The following is a 15,612-nucleotide window of genomic DNA, read 5'->3' as shown; positions in this document are numbered from 1 at the left end:
ATGCCCACGATTCTCGGCCAGAACCAGTACGGCAAAGCAGAGAACCGCGTCGTCAGGATCACGCGGGACGGCGACACCCACCACATCAAGGACCTGAACGTCTCCGTCGCTCTCTCCGGCGACATGCACGACGTCCACTACTCCGGCTCCAACGCCAACGTCCTGCCGACCGACACCACCAAGAACACGGTGTACGCGTTCGCCAAGGAACACGGCATCGAGTCGGCCGAGCAGTTCGGCATCCACCTGGCCCGTCACTTCGTGACCAGCCAGGAGCCGATCCGCCGGGCACGCATCCGCATCCAGGAGTACTCCTGGGAGCGGATCGCCACCTCCGACGCCAACTCCAGGTTCATCGGCTCGGACGAGGTCAGGCACTCCTTCGTCCGCAAGGGCCAGGAGCTGCGCACCACCCAGATCACCTTCGACGGTGAGAGCTGGGAGATCATCTCCGGCCTCAAGGACCTCACGGTCATGAACTCCACCGGCTCGGAGTTCTGGGGCTACGTCAAGGACAAGTACACAACGCTCAAGGAGGCGTACGACCGCATCCTGTGCACCGATGTCTCGGCCGCCTGGCGCTACAACTGGACCAGCGACGAAGACCGGATGCCCAACTGGGAGAAGTCGTACGAGCAGGCCAGGAAGCACATCCTGCAGGCCTTCGCCGAGACGTACTCCCTCTCGCTCCAGCAGACCCTGTACCAAATGGGTTCGCGGGTCATCAACAGCCGCAGCGAGATCGACGAGATCCGCTTCTCCCTGCCGAACAACCACCACTTCCTGGTCGACCTGGAGCCCTTCGGGCTCAAGAACGACAATGAGGTCTACTTCGCGGCCGACCGCCCGTACGGCCTGATCGAGGCCACCGTGCTGCGGGACGGCATCGAGCCGCGGATCCCGGTCGACATGACCAATCTGTAGCTCTGCTCCACCCCCGACGTGTGCGCCGGCGTCAGTCCCAGGGGGAGAGCGGGGGCATCTGCGCAACAACTTCAGCCCCGGACCCGGTCGTCACCCCGCTCGCCCCCGGGTCCGTTCAATCAACTGGGAAGAACGAGGACCCGCCATGGCGGCTTCGCGCATCGTCATCGAGAACTGTTCCGTCGCGACCGTGGACGCGAACGACACCGAGTACGCCTCCGGCTACATCGTCGTAGCGGACAACCGGATCGAGTCGGTCGGAGCGGGCAAGGCCCCCGCCGGCCTGGAGAACGTGGTCCGCCGCATCGACGGCACCGGCCATCTCGCCACCCCCGGCCTGATCAACACGCACCACCACTTCTACCAGTGGATCACCCGAGGTCTGGCCACCGACCACAACCTCTTCAACTGGCTGGTCGCGCTCTACCCGACGTGGGCGCGCATCGACGAGCCGATGGCCCGCGCGGCCGCGCAGGGCTCCCTGGCCATGATGGCCCGCGGCGGAGTCACCACCGCGATGGACCACCACTACGTCTACCCGCAGGGCTCGGGAGATCTGTCCGGCGCGATCATCGGCGCCGCGAGCGAAATGGGTGTGCGGTTCACCCTCGCCCGCGGCTCCATGGACCGCGGCACGTCGGACGGCGGCCTGCCGCCGGACTTCGCCGTCGAGTCGCTCGAGGGCGCGCTGGCAGCCACCGAGGCCACCATCGACAAGCACCACGACGCCTCCTTCGACGCGATGACGCAGATCGCAGTCGCGCCGTGCTCCCCGTTCTCCGTCTCCACGGAACTGCTCGGGCAGGGCGCCGAGCTGGCCCGCCGCAAGGGCGTCCGGCTGCACACCCACGGCTCGGAGACCGTCGAGGAGGAGGAGTTCTGCAAGGAGCTCTTCGGGATGGGCCCGACCGACTACTTCGAGTCGACCGGCTGGCTCGGCTCGGATGTGTGGATGGCGCACTGCGTCCATATGAACGACTCGGACATCGCGGCGTTCGCCCGTACGGGCACCGGCGTCGCGCACTGCCCGTCGTCCAACGCCCGCCTGGGCGCCGGTATCGCCCGGGTCCCCGACATGCTGAAGGCCGGTGTCCCGGTCGGTCTCGGCGTCGACGGCACCGCCTCCAACGAGTCGGGTGAGCTGCACACCGAGCTGCGCAACGCGCTCCTCATCAGCCGCCTCGGAGCTCACCGCGAGGCGGCGATGGGGGCCCGCCAGGCGCTGCGCCTCGGGACGTACGGCGGAGCCCAGGTCCTCGGCCGCGCCGACCAGATCGGCTCGATCGAGGCCGGCAAGCTCGCCGACCTGGTGCTGTGGAAGCTGGACACACTTGCCCACTCCTCCATCGCCGACCCGGTGATCGCGCTGGTCTTCGGCGCGGCCGCGCCCGTCTCGCTCTCCCTCGTCAATGGCAAGACCGTCGTCGAGGACAACCACCTGACCACGGTGGACGAGGACGCCATCGCCCGCTCGGCGCGGGACGAGGCACAGCGCCTGGCGCGGATCGCCGCGCGGGACTGACCCCAAGGAAGTCCGGTCGAGGGGGACGGCCCTCGACCGGCGGCCGTGGGCCCGAGCGGGGTCCACGGCAGCCGTGACCGGGGGGTGCGGCACCGCAGAACGGTGCGCACCCCCCGGGACGGTGACTCGTGTCTTCACACCCCAGAAGCCCGCGCTCACCGCTGCACCATTCGCACCACCTCCCTGACACCCGCGTCACCGCCGACGTGTACCCGACCGGAGGAACCACCCGTGGCCGCACAGCCCAGGTTTCCGAAAGATGCAGTCGCAGCAGATGCAGTCGCAGTAGACGCAGTCCCAGAGGCAGATGCCGTCGCAGTACCGGAGCGGAAGCATCCGGTCGACCGGACGCTGCCTCCTCTGAAAATGTTCACCAGCGGGCTGCAGCATGTGGCCGCGATGTACGCGGGCGTGGTGGCCCCTCCCATGATCGTGGGACCCGCCGTGGGCCTCAGCGCCAAGGAGACCGCCTTCCTGATGGGGGCGAGCCTCTTCACCGCGGGCATAGCCACCCTTCTGCAGACGCTCGGTTTCTGGAAGGTCGGCGCGCGGCTCCCGTTCGTCAACGGGGTCTCGTTCGCCGGTGTGACCCCGATGATCGCCATCGGAAAGGACCGGGGAGCCGACGGCATCACCGTCGTCTTCGGCGCGATCATCGTCGCCAGCGTCCTGGGGTTCGTCCTCACGCCGTACTTCTCGAAGCTGGTCCGCTTCTTCCCGCCCGTCGTCACCGGCACCGTCATCACCCTGATCGGTGTCTCACTGCTCCCGGTCGCCTTCAACTGGTCGCAGGGCGGCAACCCCACCGCCGGCGGATACGGTTCGATGAAGAACATCGGCATGGCGGCCCTCACCCTCGTCATCGTGCTCGCGCTGCGCAAACTGCTGCGCGGCTTCCTGCAGCAGATCGCCATCCTGCTCGGACTCGTCGCCGGCACACTCCTCGCCATTCCGCTGGGGATGACCAGCTTCGACGCCATCAAGAACGCCGATCCGGTCGGCTTCCCGACGCCGTTCCACTTCGGCGCACCGCAGTTCGAGATCGCCGCGATCGTCTCGATGTGCATCGTGATGCTGGTCTGTATGACCGAATCCACCGCCGACATGCTCGCACTCGGCAAGATCGTCGACCGGCCGGCGGACGAGCGGATCATCGAGGGCGGGCTGCGCGCCGACACCCTCGGCAGCGCCATCAGCCCGCTCTTCAACGGCTTCATGTGCAGCGCCTTCGCCCAGAACATCGGCCTGGTCGCGATGACGAAGGTGCGCAGCCGGTTCGTCGTCGCCGCGGGCGGCGGCATCCTGATCCTGCTGGGCCTCTGCCCGGTCGCCGCCTCCGTGATCGCGCTCGTCCCGCTGCCGGTCCTCGGCGGCGCGGGCATCGTGCTCTTCGGCTCGGTCGCCGCCAGCGGCATCCAGACGCTGGCCTCGGCCGCCCTGGAGAAGGGCGAGAACGCTCTGATCGTCGCGGCCTCCGTCGGTATCGGCCTGATCCCGATCGCCGCGCCGGACTTCTACCACGCCTTCCCGAAGGACGCGCTTGTCGTTCTCGACTCGGGCATCTCCACCGGATGCATCGTGGCGATCGTCCTCAACCTGGCCTTCAACCACCTAGGGAAGAAGGACAGTTCGCGGGAGGAACAGCAGGAAGCCACGAAGCTCCCCGCTCCGGCCGGTGCGCACTGAACCGAAAAGGGCCCAAGGGCCGGGTGTCCGCGCGTGCGCACGGGCACCCGGCCCTCCGGGTCTTGCTCAGCGACTGCTAAACGGCTGCTCAGCGGCTGCTCAGCGGTACTGATCTGTGTCGGCGCTCAGTCGATGTGGAAGCTCTCGCCGTAGACCTTCCAGTCCAGCGGCGTGTTCAGGTTGAAGTTGTTCTTCTTGACGAAGACCCGCTGGGCGGTGTCGACCCGGCTGGTGTCCTCGTGCGCCTCCTCCTGCTTCATCGCCCAGACCCGGGCGTCGAGGAAGGCGTTGAGATAGGTCTTCTCGTCGCCGCCCTGGGCAGGGGTCCTGGCCTTGGCGAGAGCCTTCTTGCGGATGTTGCTGAAGCCGGTGCTGTCGCCGCCGTCGCCGTGCATCACGATGGCGTCGTAGTAGATGAACTGGCCGAGGACGCCGATGCCGTCCGCCTTGCCGCGGTTGACCGAGGGGTTGAAGTAGACCCGGTCGCGCTCGTCGTTCTGGGCCTTCTTGAACTCCGAGTCCTGGGCCGCCTTCTTCCAGTCCTTGGTGAAGTTCGGGTCGAGACCGGCGTGTGAGTCGCTCCCGTCGACCTCGCGCAGCGCGGGCAGGTACTTGGCCAGAACGTTCCCGGGCTTGCGGTCGGTGTAGAGCTCGACCAGATCCAGCATGTCGCCGGTGCCGGAACAGAAGCCGATGATGCCGGCGGTGTAGCCGCGGCCGTCGCCGATGTCCTCGATGTACTTGTACTGGGCCTTCCAGTCCAGCGAGGAGTTCTCCGCGCTGGACACGATCTGCATGGCGATCTCCTTCTTCGCCGGGTCGTCGAGCCCGATGGCGGCCGGGGCCGCGGTAGCGCTGCCGTGCTGCGCCGACTCGTCTGAGGTGGCCGCGACGGCGGTGGCCGGCACGGCGAGGAGAGCGACGCCGAGCGCGATGCGGGGAAGGAACCTGAGCGGACGTGGGGCGCGTACGTGGGGGGTGAGCACCTTGCCTCCATAGGGAGTTCGTCGTTCCGGTGTTCTGTTAGGAAGCTTTCCTATCAGAGTGCGGAGACGTCGTACACCCCTTCTGCGCGGGGGAGTTCGGGCCCGCCGCGCCGACCTGCGCCTCAGTCGCGCCGGTTCGGTTCCCCCGGTTCGGCTCGCCCGGTTCGGTTCCCCCGATTCGGCTCCCCCGGTTCAGTTCCGCCGGTTCAGTTGTTCCGGTCCAGAAGTTCCGCGCTGCCCGCCGGCTCCACGCGCGGCTGCCCGTTGAGGCGGTGCCGCTCGATGGAGGACCGGCGGTAGACCTCCTCGCGCACCCGCTGGATCTCACCGATCGGCCGGTGGTCCTCGCGGGTGCGCCAGGGGGTGATCGACGTACCGTCCGCGGCGGCCAGGTTCTCCTCGCCGCCGATGTCCTGCCGCGGGATCGCGATCCGGGCGACGGTCACCCACGGCGAAAGCTGCTCGGGCCACTCCACCGAGGTGTTGTCCACCGGCATCCGCGTCAGATCGGTGTTGAGCTGCACCTGAAGCTCGAACTCGTGGTCGCGCTCACCGGCCTCCGCCACCAGCGTGTTGCGGAACGCCTCGCCGTCCGCCCGCACGTCGACCGTGAGATGTGTGACGGGCGAGACGGGGACGGTCCGCACCTTCGCGATGTGGTCGCCGTACCGGAAGGCGCCCATGCTGTTGTACGTGTACGAGAGGAGGTTCTGCCGAGGGACCTGGGTGAACGACAGCATCGCGAACAGCTCGTCCCACAGCCACTCGTCCGAGGTCTCCAAGGTCCCCCGCCGGGTGAGGAATTCGCCCATCCACGACTTCCGCCGAGCCGGGTTCACCAGCGCGTCCGGCAGCTCGGCGAACAGTTCCTCGATGACCATGTAGTCGTACGCCGTATTGGCGAAGAAGACGTGGTTGTTGATCAGGTTGAGGTCGAAGGTCGTCGCTTCGGCCTCGTCGGTGAGCAGCGAGTCGCCGGGCACCCCGAACATCTTGATTCCCATGCCGCAGGCCGCGCCGAGCAGCGAGTCGGCACGCAGATGCCCGAGCCCGTTGGAGTAGCGGACGACGGCGTCGTACGTCCCGGGCTCCGCGAAGATCCCCTGCGCATATGCCCTCGGCGCGTCACTCACCGTGACCGTCGCTTTCACCAGGCCGTACGTCTTTCCGTGCGCCGTCCTGACCGCGCGGTCCACGCCCTGCCGCTTGACGGACTGCTCGGTGCGGCGGGCGACGTTGTTGACGACCTCGTCCAGCTCCTGCTGGTAGGTGGGTCGCTCGACGGGGTTGTACGTCTCGTACCGGACGAATTCCATGGCGGGCCTCTCCTCGGCTGGTGTGTCCTGAGAGAAAGATAGCCTGCAATTAAATTGTGCACGATGTAACTGGTTGTGACAGTCGCCACGTCGAATCGGCGTGTGAACTGTCAGGGGCTCAGCTCAGGCGGTCGACCAGGTCCCGCAGCTGGTCCCGCAGCCGGCCGGCCTCATCCGCGGTCAGGCCGTATCTACGGCCCATCGCCGTCGGCACCTGCTCGGCCCGCTCCCGCAGCGCCTCGCCCCGCTCCGTCGCCGCCACCATGACCAGCCGCTCGTCCTCCGGCTGCCGCTCCCGCCGCAGCAGCCCGGCCGACTCCAGTCGTTTCAGCAGCGGCGACAGCGTGCCGTAGTCGAGGCCGAGCGCCGCGCCGAGCTCCTTCATCGGGACCTCGCCGCGCTCCCAGACGGCCAGCATCAGCAGATACTGCGGATAGGTGAGCTCCAGCTCCGCAAGGACCGGCCGGTACGCCGCCGTCACCGCCCGGGAGGCGGAGTACAGCGCGAAGCACAGCTGGTCGTCGAGCACGGTTGAGCCTGTCCGGTTCACACCCATGGCCCTATTCTGCGTCGATGCGGTAGCTGTCGCCGTACACCTTCCAGCGCAGCGGCGTCTCCAGGCCGAGCCTGCCCTCCCGTACGAAGACGCGCTGAGCCGTCTCGATGCGGCTGGTGTCCGTGTGCGAGGGCTCGCGGCGGATCGCCTCGACCCGCGCGTCGAGGAAGGCGTTGAGATACGCCTTCTCGTCACCGCCCCGCGCCGGCGGCTCTGCGGTGCTCAGGGCCTTCTCCCGCAGCGTGCGGAAGCCGACCGAGCCCTTGGTGTCGCCGGACCCGTGCATCACATAGGCGTCGAAGTAGATGAACTGCCCCAGGGCACCGAGGCCGTCACGCTCGGCCTGCTGGACGGCGGGCTTGAAGTACGCCCGGTCCCGCTCCGCGTCCTGCGCGGCCCGGAGAGCCGGGTCGCTGGCGGCGCGCGCCCACGCGTCGGTGAAGGGGCGGCCGAGGCCCTCGTGCGAATCGCTGCCCCTGACCGCGCGCAGGGCGGGCAGAAACGGCGCCAGCGCATTGCCGGGCCGCGCCTTCGTGAAGCGCTCGACGACCGCGAGCAGATCGCCGGTGCCCGAACAGAAGCCGATGATTCCGGCGGTGTAGCCACGGCCGTCGCCGATGTCCTCGATGTACCCGTACTGCGCCTTCCAGTCCAGCGAGGAGTTCTCGGCGCTGGAGACCAGCCGCATCGCGATCTCCTTCTTCGCGGGATCGTCCAGCCCGACGGCGACCTGCTTCTCATCGGCCCCCGCGCACCCGGCGAGCATCAGCAGCACCAGCGCGAGCAACGGTCTGAGCACGGACTTCACGGCGGTTCCCCCCTCTCGGGGTCAGCGCCCCGGCCACACCATGAGGTTACTGACGGAGATTGTCTGCAGCCGGGCGGGCCAATCCGGTTCGGGGCTGCGCGTTCAAGTATTGGGGCGGCGGGGCGGCCGTGCCCGAATCGCTCTCGGCAGCCCTACCGACCTGCGGAGCTTGTGCCGCTTGGCACAGTGAGCCCGAACACCCTTGCCCACAGGCGGTGTCGAGAGCTATGGATCGGCCCCAGCTATGCCTCCCATCCCACCTCGCACTTGCTCATTCGGGGGTCAGCCCGGATAGCCTCGTGATCCTTAACAGCAAGGAACATCGGGGGAGTCAGTGTCATTCGACGACGAGTGGGCATCGGTGCACGCGGCCAAGACCAGCGTCAGCATGCGTCTGAACCGCGTGGATGATGTCCCGAGCGGCGGGAAGGGTGAAACGGCTGACCTCAAGGTCAGCAGAGGGCCCTGGACGTCCGCTTCGGGAGTCGCGCAGCAGTTGCACACGGCTGTCGCCACAGGGTTGAAGGAATTGGGCATGGCCCACGAGGGCCTTCCCGCCAGCCTGCAGGGCTTCTCGATCACAGCCATGGCGAAAGAGGTCCGTGATGACTGGGAAGGCCGCATAGGAGACGTCGGCAAGGAGTGCACACGGCTGCAGGGAAGTCTAGGAGCTGCCGGGCGGGAGTTCGGGGAGAGGGAAGCGGACATTAAGCGAGAAATCGCAAAACTCTCTCCGAAGCAGGGATGAGAATGTTGACGTGGCAGGCCCTTAAAGACCTGAAGCCTGAGGAGTTCGAAGCGGTTGCTGACGGTTGGGGGAAAATCAGTGGTCGGGCCAATGCGGCAAAGGATCGCGTCGACAATGAAATGCTTGCCAAGGTTCGCGACACGCAGAAGGGGCAGACCGCAGACGCTGCTGTATCTGACCTTGAGCAATTGAGTCGAAACTTCCAATTCATTCATACTGAATGCGGACTCATCAGAACTGCCCTCAACGGATTCGCATCAGAGATCCGCGGGGCGCAACGGACCTTGAACGGCGCGCTTGAGACCGCGCCGAAGGAATTCAGAATCAAGCCCGACGGGTCCGTCGAATTCCCTCGAGCGTCAGTGATTCCCTTCGGTCCCGGGAAAGGGGAAGCGACACCGGGTACGCCTATCCCATATCTTCCTGGTAAATCGCCGACGTCCGATCCTAATGAGGCCAAGGCGGAGGAAATCGCCGAAAAGATCGGGGATGCCCTCGCCGATGCAGCGGAGATCGATCGGCGGTACAGCGGGGCTCTCGAAAAGCTGAAGGTGAAGCGTGGACTGGTAGTCGATGACAAGGTCTGGGCCGACGCCTCCCAGGACATGCGGGCGATGCGGAAGGCGGCAGAAAACTATCTTGGCGAGGCTGACATCCCGAAGGGGTTGTCGGCGGAGCGGAATGCTGCATGGTGGCGGCACAAGACGCAGGAGGAGCGGGATGCGCTCACCACCATGTATCCGGCGAGCATCGGGGCAATGGACGGCCTCCCGTCCGCGGTGCGAGACGATGCTAATCGCATTGTCGTGCGCGAGGAGCACGGTCTGGCCGCGGTGAATCTCGCCCGACACGAAGCGCGCGAGCCGGAGAAGTACAGCACTCGGTACTTCAAAGGGGAACCCATCCAGACTGTCTCTGGTGAGTGGAAGGAATGGAACGAGGAGCGCTCGCGGATAAAGGACCGCATGCACAGAATCGAGAATGTCCAGGTCGGGCTGGAACGGAGCTCCATAGACAAGGACATGCCTCAGCGGTACCTCTTGGGCATTGACCCCGATGGAGACGGGCGCGCCATAGTCTCTGTCGGCAATCCGGATACAGCGGACAACACCATCACCTACGTCCCCGGAATGGGTACGGAACTGGCCACCATCGGAGCGGACATCAGCAGGGCCGAGGTCCTGCAGCAGGCTGCTGAAAGACAGTCGCCGGGGCAGTCGACGGCATCGATCATGTGGCTCGGCTACGATGCGCCCGATGGTCTCTCGGACGCATCATTCGCCGATCACGCCGAGAAGGGTGCGCCTCCGCTGGGTAACTTCCTCAAGGGGCTTGAGGTCGCGCATGAGGGTGGCGGGAGCAACTCGACACTGCTCGGTCACAGCTATGGGTCGCGCGTCTCAGGTGAGGCTTTGGCGAATGACCACAGCCTCCCGGTTGACAATGTGGTATTCGTGGGCAGCCCTGGCGTCGGCGTGGACACGGCGGATGAACTTGGTGTCCCGACCGACCGTGTCTGGGCGGGGGCAGCCAGGAACGATCCGGTTCCCGATATTTCCCCCTCTCATGGTAATGATCCGACTGAGTCAGACTTCAAGGGAAATACATTCTATGTGGAACCTGGCAAGGAAATGCTGACGGACGGCCTCACGCCGGCGCATTCACAATATTGGGAGGGGAAGTCGCTCGAAAGTATGGTGAGCATTGCATTGGGTGGTGAAGGACAGGCGCCTCCGCCCGAAAAGCCTGATTATCACTTCGATTGGTCGCGTGGTCACGGTTAGGCTGCAGCCAGGATGGATATGCTCAATGAAATTCAAACCAGTTGTTGTCCTTGTCGCCGTTCTGCTCGTGACGGTCATTGGCGGATGCGGTAGTCCGGATGGAGAGTTCAAGATGACAGAGGATGAGGCTGCCGAGCGGGCCGACGAGCTGGTCACCCAGGCGATCGCATCGATGACTCCCAAGCCCCGCCTGGTCGGCCACGATGTCAGTACGCGCCCTTGCTTGGACCCGAGCGACGGTGGTTCGGAGGACCGGGTCACAGTTTGGCGTAGTTATTGGCTGGACGGTGTCCCTGGAAACGCCGGTGTTTCGCTGGTCGAGCAGGCGCGAGACGCCTGGAAGGAGAAGGGGTACGCGCTCGACCGTGACGTGGACAAAAAAGCCAAGTCACCCAGTCTGCATATGAAGACGCCTTCGGACAACTTCTGGCTCAACGCCGTGGCCGGCGACCTGGGCAAGGGCAACGGGGATACTCGGGCGTCCATCACGGTCACCTCACCCTGCGTGCAGCCTGCAGATTCGAAGAAAACCGAGGATGGCTCGGATCTCTTCGGTTCGGCAGAGGTTGAAGGTCGACTCCTTGAGTATTCCAGCAGGGTGTACGACGCTTTGGATCTCCGCGGACGTATGAACGGCGGCGAGATTCTGGCTGACTCCGCTGGATTCTCCGTTCATTCCTGGTCGGTGGAAGGTGTGACGGCTTGTAGCCAGTCTGCTGGGTATGACCGCGTGAATGATTTCCTGCGCCAGCAGTGCTGGGCAGTCGGGGAAAGCGGCGGCAGCGCGGGGAGGATCATGGCGCACAACCCCGGGGATGGATACACGCTTCGCGTCGAGTTCGACCGCACGAAGGAGCGTGTTGACGTTCGAGTCTCTTCCGTCGTGGATGCGTGAGGGCAGCCTGCCGGGGGCGGGAGGCAGGGCAGCAGGGCGGCCTCGCCGCAGCGCCCGCTGTCGCTATGCCGACGACGTGGGATCCCAGACCATGAGGTTACTGAACAGCTCCGCCTGCTCGATCGCGTCGTCCAGAGCGTGGTGGGTGTGCCGCCGCTTGGAGAGCAGTTGGCGCGGCATGGTGCCTTTGGCGACGGCACGGAGCGGAAGCCGGGCCTTGGTCGCGTACAAGGTCTTCATGTCCAGACATCCGGAGTGCCCGAAGGGGCTCGCCCCGGTGAAGCGGATCAGATACCAGTACAGGAAAGTCCAGTCGTACGAAGCCGGGTAACCGCACATCACCGGCTGCGCGCCCTGGCCCGCCTTGCTGCTCACCTCGCGCACCCAGGTGCTGAACTCGGCCATGGCGGTGGCCGGTTCACTGCCCTCGGCAATCAGCCGGTCCCTGTCGAGGCCGCTGACGGCGAGGGCCTCGGGCACGAAGTCTTCGCTGATGGGTGCCAGTTCGCGGTAGAAGGTGTGCGCCTCGGGGTCGGTCGGCGTGTAGCTCGCGGCGTCCTGGCGGCCGGCCACCGCCGCGCCGAAACTGATCATCGAATACGGGCCGGGGATCGGGCCGTCGGCCTCGATGTCGATGGAGATGTAGAGGCTGGGTCTTGCATGACGTGCCATGCCGGGAGCATCGCATCGGCGCTGCTCCCGGCACATCCGGATTTCTTCACACGGACGGCGTGCCGGCGAGGAGGCCGGACGACTGGCGGTGAGGGCTGACAGGCGGGGTCGGCACCAGTGGTCGGGGCTCGCTTCGTTCGGCGAACCGGACGTGAAGCTCCAGCCGCCCTCCCGCCTCTTCCTCCGACCCCGGAGTTCAGGGCCCGGCTGACGGCGCTCGCCGAACGTGACCTTCGGGTGGTGACCTCGGGCCCGGAGCCCGAAATGGTCCCCGCGGACGAACGCCTCCGCGAACGGGCCCGGGCGATGCTGGGCGCCTGAGGCGGTGGGCGCCCCCGCCGCCCCCTCACGCGGTCAGTCCCCCGGCTGCCAGTCGGGACGGCGGCCGCTGAACCCGACAACCCGGTCGAGCAGCGGCGCGTTCGAGGCGACCTCGACGACCGGGCCGAACATCCCGTCCCCGCTCGGGTCGTCCCCCGTCGGCTTCATCAGCTCGTACGACACCTGCAGACTCGCGTCACCGGGGGCGTAGTCCTGGCCGGTGGCGCGGGCCAGGTCCCAGCCGTGGATGACGAGCTCGTTGACGGCGACCCGTCCGGCGATCGCGGCCGGGAAGGTGACGCCGCCTGCCTGGGTGTCGCCGTCCCATGCCCCCGGCGTCGTCCAGGCTTCCGCCAGCTCGTCCAGCCGCTGTGGAAGCACGGTGCGCCAGTCGTCGCCGAGGAGCGGCCGCACGGATCCGGGGGCGGTGTCCGTCGACGGCCCGAGGTCTTTCCGTGCGGCGTCCCGGAAGGCGGTGGACAGCCCGACGAGGTGGCCCAGCAGTTCCCGTACGGCGTACTCGGGACAGGGTGTCGGGTCGTCGAGCCGGGCGTCTTCGACGCCGTCGACCAGCTGGGCCACGGCGCGGGCGGCCGGGTGAAGGTCGGGGGAGGAGATCTGCGAAGTGGTGTCCATACAGTGCAGACGTGCCGGCACATCGAAAGTCATCGCTTCTCGACCGGGTCATTTCATGGCGAGGTGGGGAGCCCTCCGGCCGGGCCCGGCACCGGACGCTGTGGAAACGGGACCGGGCGCCCTTGAATCGGGACCGGACGTCCTTGAATCGGGACCGGGCGCCCTAGAAAGACGTTTCGCGCACGCTCGCCCGGTCCACGGGGACTGTTGTCGCCGTTATCTCCGAGCGGTGCCGGCTGCCCGCGAAGGTCACCGTCAGGGTGTCGGGCGCGCTCTGTGCGGTGCTTGCCGTGAATCCCTGACTGGGCACCGCCGAGATGAGGCACACCCCGCCACTTCCGTAGCGCACGGTGACCGACCCGCCCTGGGACGAGATGGTGTGCACCCCCGAGCCGCCCTCCTCGCAGCCCTGGCTCGAAGGCGTGGACGGCTTGTCCGGCGGGCGGGAGCTTGTGCGGGCCGCGGGAGTCGGCGTCGCGGTGCGGGGCTTCGCGGCTCTCTTGGAAGGCGTCGGGTCCGGGCTGGTGCTTGCGGAGGCACTCGGGGTCGGGTCGGGGCGCGCGGTCGCCGAGGCCCGGGCCGAGGCGGCGAAGTCCGTCGGAGCCGACTGCGCCACCGGCGCGGTCGGCCTGGTCGATCCCACCACGAAGTGGACCGTGATGATGACGGCCGTGACACTGGCCGCCGTGCACGACAGCCAGATGAGCAGGTAGCGCAAGAACCGGGACACGACACCATAGTGGCGGACCCGCTAACGTGCCTGCTCATGGCCTCCGTACTTGTCGTCGAGGACGACCCTGTGATCCGGGCCGCGCTGATCGAAGTCCTTACCGCGCACGGGTATGCGGTGAAGACCGTCCACCAGGGTTTCGAGGCGCTGCGCGAGATCACCCAGTGCCCGCCCGACATCGTCGTGCTCGACCTCGGGCTGCCCGATCTGGACGGTCTCGACGTGCTGCGGATGATCCGGGGCATTTCACGTGTTCCCGTGCTCGTCGCCACGGCCCGCGACGACGACACGGAGATCATCAGGCTGCTCAACGCGGGAGCCGACGACTACATGGTCAAGCCCTTCTCGGGCGGCCAGCTCGCCGCCCGGCTCACCGCCGTACTCCGGCGGTCCGTACCGGCCGCCCATGACGGGGACCGGCAGCCGGTCGTCCAGGTCGCCGAGCTCAGGATCGATCCGACGGCCCGTACCGCGCACCTCGCCGACCGCGAGCTGACGCTGACCCGGCGGGAGTTCGACCTGCTCGCCTACCTCGCGGCAAACGCCGACGAGGTCATATCCCGCAAACGCATACTCGCCGAGGTGTGGCAGCAGCCCTATCTCGAGGACCAGACGGTCGACGTCCATCTCTCGGCACTGCGCAGAAAATTGGGAGAAAAAGCCGCGGATCCCCGCTATCTGCATACCGTCCGTGGTATCGGGATCAAACTGGTCACCTCCCCATGAGACGCGCACTCGCGGGGATCGCACTGGCCGCGACGCTGATGGTCGCGCTGTCCTTCCTCATCCCGCTCGCCCTCCTGGTCCGCGAACAGGCCCGGGACCGCGTGACCACCGCCGCCGAGCAGCGAGCTGCCGCCCTCTCACCGGTCCTCGCCCTGACCACGAAACCGGCGGATGTGCAGCAGGCGGTCGCGGGGCTCGGCTCGCGCGACCAGCTCGCCGTACGGCTCCCGGAGGGAGAGCTCGTCGGCACGCTGCGCGCACCGCGTCAGGCACTGGAACGCGCCGTCGAGAAGCGCGAGACGCTGGCCATGGACACTGCCGAGGGATGGGTCTATCTCCAGCCTGTCGTACTGGCCCAGGACCGGGTGGCGGTCGTCGAGGCGTATGTGCCCGGCGTCGATCTGACCCGGGGCGTGGGGGCCTCGTGGGGCGTCATGTCGCTGCTCGCGCTGGGCCTCGTGGGCGGCTCGGTACTGGTCGCCGACCGGCTGGGCGCCCGGGTGGTGCGTTCCTCCCGCAGCCTGTCGCGAGCCTCGCTGGCACTGGGTTCGGGTGACCTCGACGTACGGGTGGAACCCGACGGGCCACCGGAGCTGGTGGAGGCCGGTGTCGCGTTCAACACGATGGCCGACCGGGTCGCGGAACTGCTGGCCGTCGAACGGGAAATGGTCGCGGATCTCTCGCACCGGCTCAGAACCCCGCTGACCGCGCTCTACCTGGAGGCGGACCTGATGGGCGGCTCACACAGTGCCCGGCGGGTCTCCGACGCCGTGGCGCAGCTGGAGAGCGAACTCGATTCGATCATCACCGCCGCCCGCACCCCGCTGGCCGCGGCCCCGAGCGGGGGAGTTCCGGCGAGGCCGTGCGAGGTGACCGAAGTGGTCGCGATGCGGCTCGACTTCTGGTCGGTGCTCGCCGCCCAGCAGGATCGGCCCTATGAACGCTCCTTCACGCCGCGGCCGACGCCCGTCCGGTTCCCGGAGGACGACCTCGCCGCCGTCGTCGACGCCCTGATCGGCAATGTCTTCCGGCACACCCCGCAGGGCACGGCCTTCGCCGTACGAGTCGAGCGCACCGACCGGCATGTGCTGCTGACGGTGGACGACGCGGGTCCCGGCGTCGCCGATCCGGATGCCGCGCTCACCCGCGGGGTCAGCGTCGGTGGCTCCACCGGCCTCGGCCTGGACATCGTGGCCCGTGCCGCCCGCACCGCCGACGGAGAGATGCAGATCACCCGCGCTCCGATGGGCGGGGCGCGGGTGCAGGTGGCGTTCGGGCTGGCGGGCGCCGACCGCTGACGGG

At 67.3% G+C, this 15,612-nt stretch carries 15 protein-coding genes; 9 read left to right on the top strand and 6 right to left on the bottom strand.

Features of this window, described 5'->3' with window-relative positions; translation table 11 throughout:
- From pucL to ACWDZ6_RS08100, 3 genes are all read left to right on the top strand, one after another.
- Window positions 1–924, top strand: coding sequence for a factor-independent urate hydroxylase (pucL, locus tag ACWDZ6_RS08110; protein ID WP_451502191.1), 924 nt, complete (start codon window positions 1–3; stop codon window positions 922–924).
- 145 nt (window positions 925–1,069) lie between these two features.
- Window positions 1,070–2,446: an 8-oxoguanine deaminase gene (locus tag ACWDZ6_RS08105; protein ID WP_366735836.1), complete on the top strand. Its 1,377-nt coding sequence runs from the start codon at window positions 1,070–1,072 to the stop codon at window positions 2,444–2,446.
- A gap of 231 nt (window positions 2,447–2,677) precedes the next feature.
- Window positions 2,678–4,132, top strand: coding sequence for a nucleobase:cation symporter-2 family protein (locus ACWDZ6_RS08100; RefSeq protein WP_451502190.1), 1,455 nt, complete (start codon window positions 2,678–2,680; stop codon window positions 4,130–4,132).
- Window positions 4,133–4,257: 125 nt separating this feature from the next.
- On the opposite strand, the gene ACWDZ6_RS08095 is transcribed toward ACWDZ6_RS08100, so the two are convergent.
- The 4 genes from ACWDZ6_RS08095 to ACWDZ6_RS08080 all read right to left on the bottom strand — a co-directional run bounded on the left by ACWDZ6_RS08095 (window position 4,258) and on the right by ACWDZ6_RS08080 (window position 7,756).
- Window positions 4,258–5,118, bottom strand: a complete 861-nt coding sequence (locus ACWDZ6_RS08095) for a chitosanase (protein WP_451502189.1) — start codon at window positions 5,116–5,118, stop codon at window positions 4,258–4,260.
- 206 nt (window positions 5,119–5,324) lie between these two features.
- Window positions 5,325–6,434, bottom strand: coding sequence for a catalase family protein (locus ACWDZ6_RS08090; RefSeq protein WP_451502188.1), 1,110 nt, complete (start codon window positions 6,432–6,434; stop codon window positions 5,325–5,327).
- Window positions 6,435–6,552: 118 nt separating this feature from the next.
- Window positions 6,553–6,990, bottom strand: coding sequence for a MarR family winged helix-turn-helix transcriptional regulator (locus ACWDZ6_RS08085; RefSeq protein WP_451502187.1), 438 nt, complete (start codon window positions 6,988–6,990; stop codon window positions 6,553–6,555).
- 4 nt (window positions 6,991–6,994) lie between these two features.
- Window positions 6,995–7,756, bottom strand: coding sequence for a chitosanase (locus ACWDZ6_RS08080; protein WP_451502344.1), 762 nt, complete (start codon window positions 7,754–7,756; stop codon window positions 6,995–6,997).
- Window positions 7,757–8,132: 376 nt separating this feature from the next.
- Here ACWDZ6_RS08080 and ACWDZ6_RS08075 point away from each other — a divergent pair, with 376 nt between their 5' ends.
- From ACWDZ6_RS08075 to ACWDZ6_RS08065, 3 genes are read left to right on the top strand one after another with little or no spacing between them, the layout of a single operon-like run.
- Entirely contained in the window at window positions 8,133–8,546 is a 414-nt protein-coding gene (locus ACWDZ6_RS08075) for a hypothetical protein (RefSeq protein WP_451502186.1), read from the top strand.
- A gap of 2 nt (window positions 8,547–8,548) precedes the next feature.
- Window positions 8,549–10,330, top strand: a complete 1,782-nt coding sequence (locus tag ACWDZ6_RS08070) for an alpha/beta hydrolase (protein WP_451502185.1) — start codon at window positions 8,549–8,551, stop codon at window positions 10,328–10,330.
- Between the two features lie 25 nt (window positions 10,331–10,355).
- Window positions 10,356–11,225 carry a hypothetical protein gene (locus tag ACWDZ6_RS08065; RefSeq protein WP_451502184.1) on the top strand — a complete coding sequence of 290 codons (870 nt, stop codon included), beginning with the start codon at window positions 10,356–10,358 and terminating at the stop codon, window positions 11,223–11,225.
- A gap of 63 nt (window positions 11,226–11,288) precedes the next feature.
- Here the strand turns inward: ACWDZ6_RS08065 and ACWDZ6_RS08060 are convergent, their stop codons facing one another.
- Together ACWDZ6_RS08060 and ACWDZ6_RS08055 are read right to left on the bottom strand one after the other, a co-directional pair.
- Window positions 11,289–11,897 carry a 3'-5' exonuclease gene (locus ACWDZ6_RS08060; protein ID WP_451502183.1) on the bottom strand — a complete coding sequence of 203 codons (609 nt, stop codon included), beginning with the start codon at window positions 11,895–11,897 and terminating at the stop codon, window positions 11,289–11,291.
- Between the two features lie 354 nt (window positions 11,898–12,251).
- The gene (locus ACWDZ6_RS08055) at window positions 12,252–12,854 is read right to left on the bottom strand and encodes a TIGR03086 family metal-binding protein (protein WP_451502182.1); all 603 of its coding nucleotides are present in this window, start codon (window positions 12,852–12,854) and stop codon (window positions 12,252–12,254) included.
- A gap of 350 nt (window positions 12,855–13,204) precedes the next feature.
- On the opposite strand from ACWDZ6_RS08055, the gene ACWDZ6_RS08050 reads away from it, so the two are divergent.
- Genes ACWDZ6_RS08050 through ACWDZ6_RS08040 form a run of 3 tightly spaced genes read left to right on the top strand, consistent with a single transcriptional unit; the run spans window position 13,205 to window position 15,608 of the window.
- The gene (locus tag ACWDZ6_RS08050) at window positions 13,205–13,567 is read left to right on the top strand and encodes a hypothetical protein (protein ID WP_451502181.1); all 363 of its coding nucleotides are present in this window, start codon (window positions 13,205–13,207) and stop codon (window positions 13,565–13,567) included.
- A 53-nt stretch (window positions 13,568–13,620) separates the two neighbouring features.
- Window positions 13,621–14,310: a response regulator transcription factor gene (locus tag ACWDZ6_RS08045; RefSeq protein WP_389181206.1), complete on the top strand. Its 690-nt coding sequence runs from the start codon at window positions 13,621–13,623 to the stop codon at window positions 14,308–14,310.
- On the top strand, window positions 14,307–15,608 hold the full coding sequence (locus tag ACWDZ6_RS08040) for a sensor histidine kinase (RefSeq protein ID WP_451502180.1): 1,302 nt from the start codon (window positions 14,307–14,309) through the stop codon (window positions 15,606–15,608). The genes ACWDZ6_RS08045 and ACWDZ6_RS08040 overlap by 4 nt, the downstream gene beginning before the upstream one ends.
- The last annotated feature ends 4 nt before the right edge of the window (window positions 15,609–15,612 follow it).

The sequence above is a fragment of the Streptomyces sp. NPDC002926 genome (assembly GCF_053591755.1).
Note: the sequence above shows the minus strand (reverse complement) of the source record. Positions and strands in the feature narration are given on the sequence as shown.

Bases quoted from the DNA above. Each gene is read 5' to 3' on its own strand.
- pucL (WP_451502191.1), top strand. From the start codon at position 1: ATGCCCACGATTCTCGGCCAGAACCAGTACGGCAAAGCAGAGAACCGC.
- ACWDZ6_RS08105 (WP_366735836.1), top strand. From the start codon at position 1,070: ATGGCGGCTTCGCGCATCGTCATCGAGAACTGTTCCGTCGCGACCGTG.
- ACWDZ6_RS08090 (WP_451502188.1), bottom strand. From the start codon at position 6,434: ATGGAATTCGTCCGGTACGAGACGTACAACCCCGTCGAGCGACCCACC.
- ACWDZ6_RS08085 (WP_451502187.1), bottom strand. From the start codon at position 6,990: ATGGGTGTGAACCGGACAGGCTCAACCGTGCTCGACGACCAGCTGTGC.
- ACWDZ6_RS08080 (WP_451502344.1), bottom strand. From the start codon at position 7,756: ATGCTCGCCGGGTGCGCGGGGGCCGATGAGAAGCAGGTCGCCGTCGGG.
- ACWDZ6_RS08070 (WP_451502185.1), top strand. From the start codon at position 8,549: ATGTTGACGTGGCAGGCCCTTAAAGACCTGAAGCCTGAGGAGTTCGAA.
- ACWDZ6_RS08065 (WP_451502184.1), top strand. From the start codon at position 10,356: ATGAAATTCAAACCAGTTGTTGTCCTTGTCGCCGTTCTGCTCGTGACG.
- ACWDZ6_RS08060 (WP_451502183.1), bottom strand. From the start codon at position 11,897: ATGGCACGTCATGCAAGACCCAGCCTCTACATCTCCATCGACATCGAG.
- ACWDZ6_RS08055 (WP_451502182.1), bottom strand. From the start codon at position 12,854: ATGGACACCACTTCGCAGATCTCCTCCCCCGACCTTCACCCGGCCGCC.
- ACWDZ6_RS08045 (WP_389181206.1), top strand. From the start codon at position 13,621: ATGGCCTCCGTACTTGTCGTCGAGGACGACCCTGTGATCCGGGCCGCG.
- ACWDZ6_RS08040 (WP_451502180.1), top strand. From the start codon at position 14,307: ATGAGACGCGCACTCGCGGGGATCGCACTGGCCGCGACGCTGATGGTC.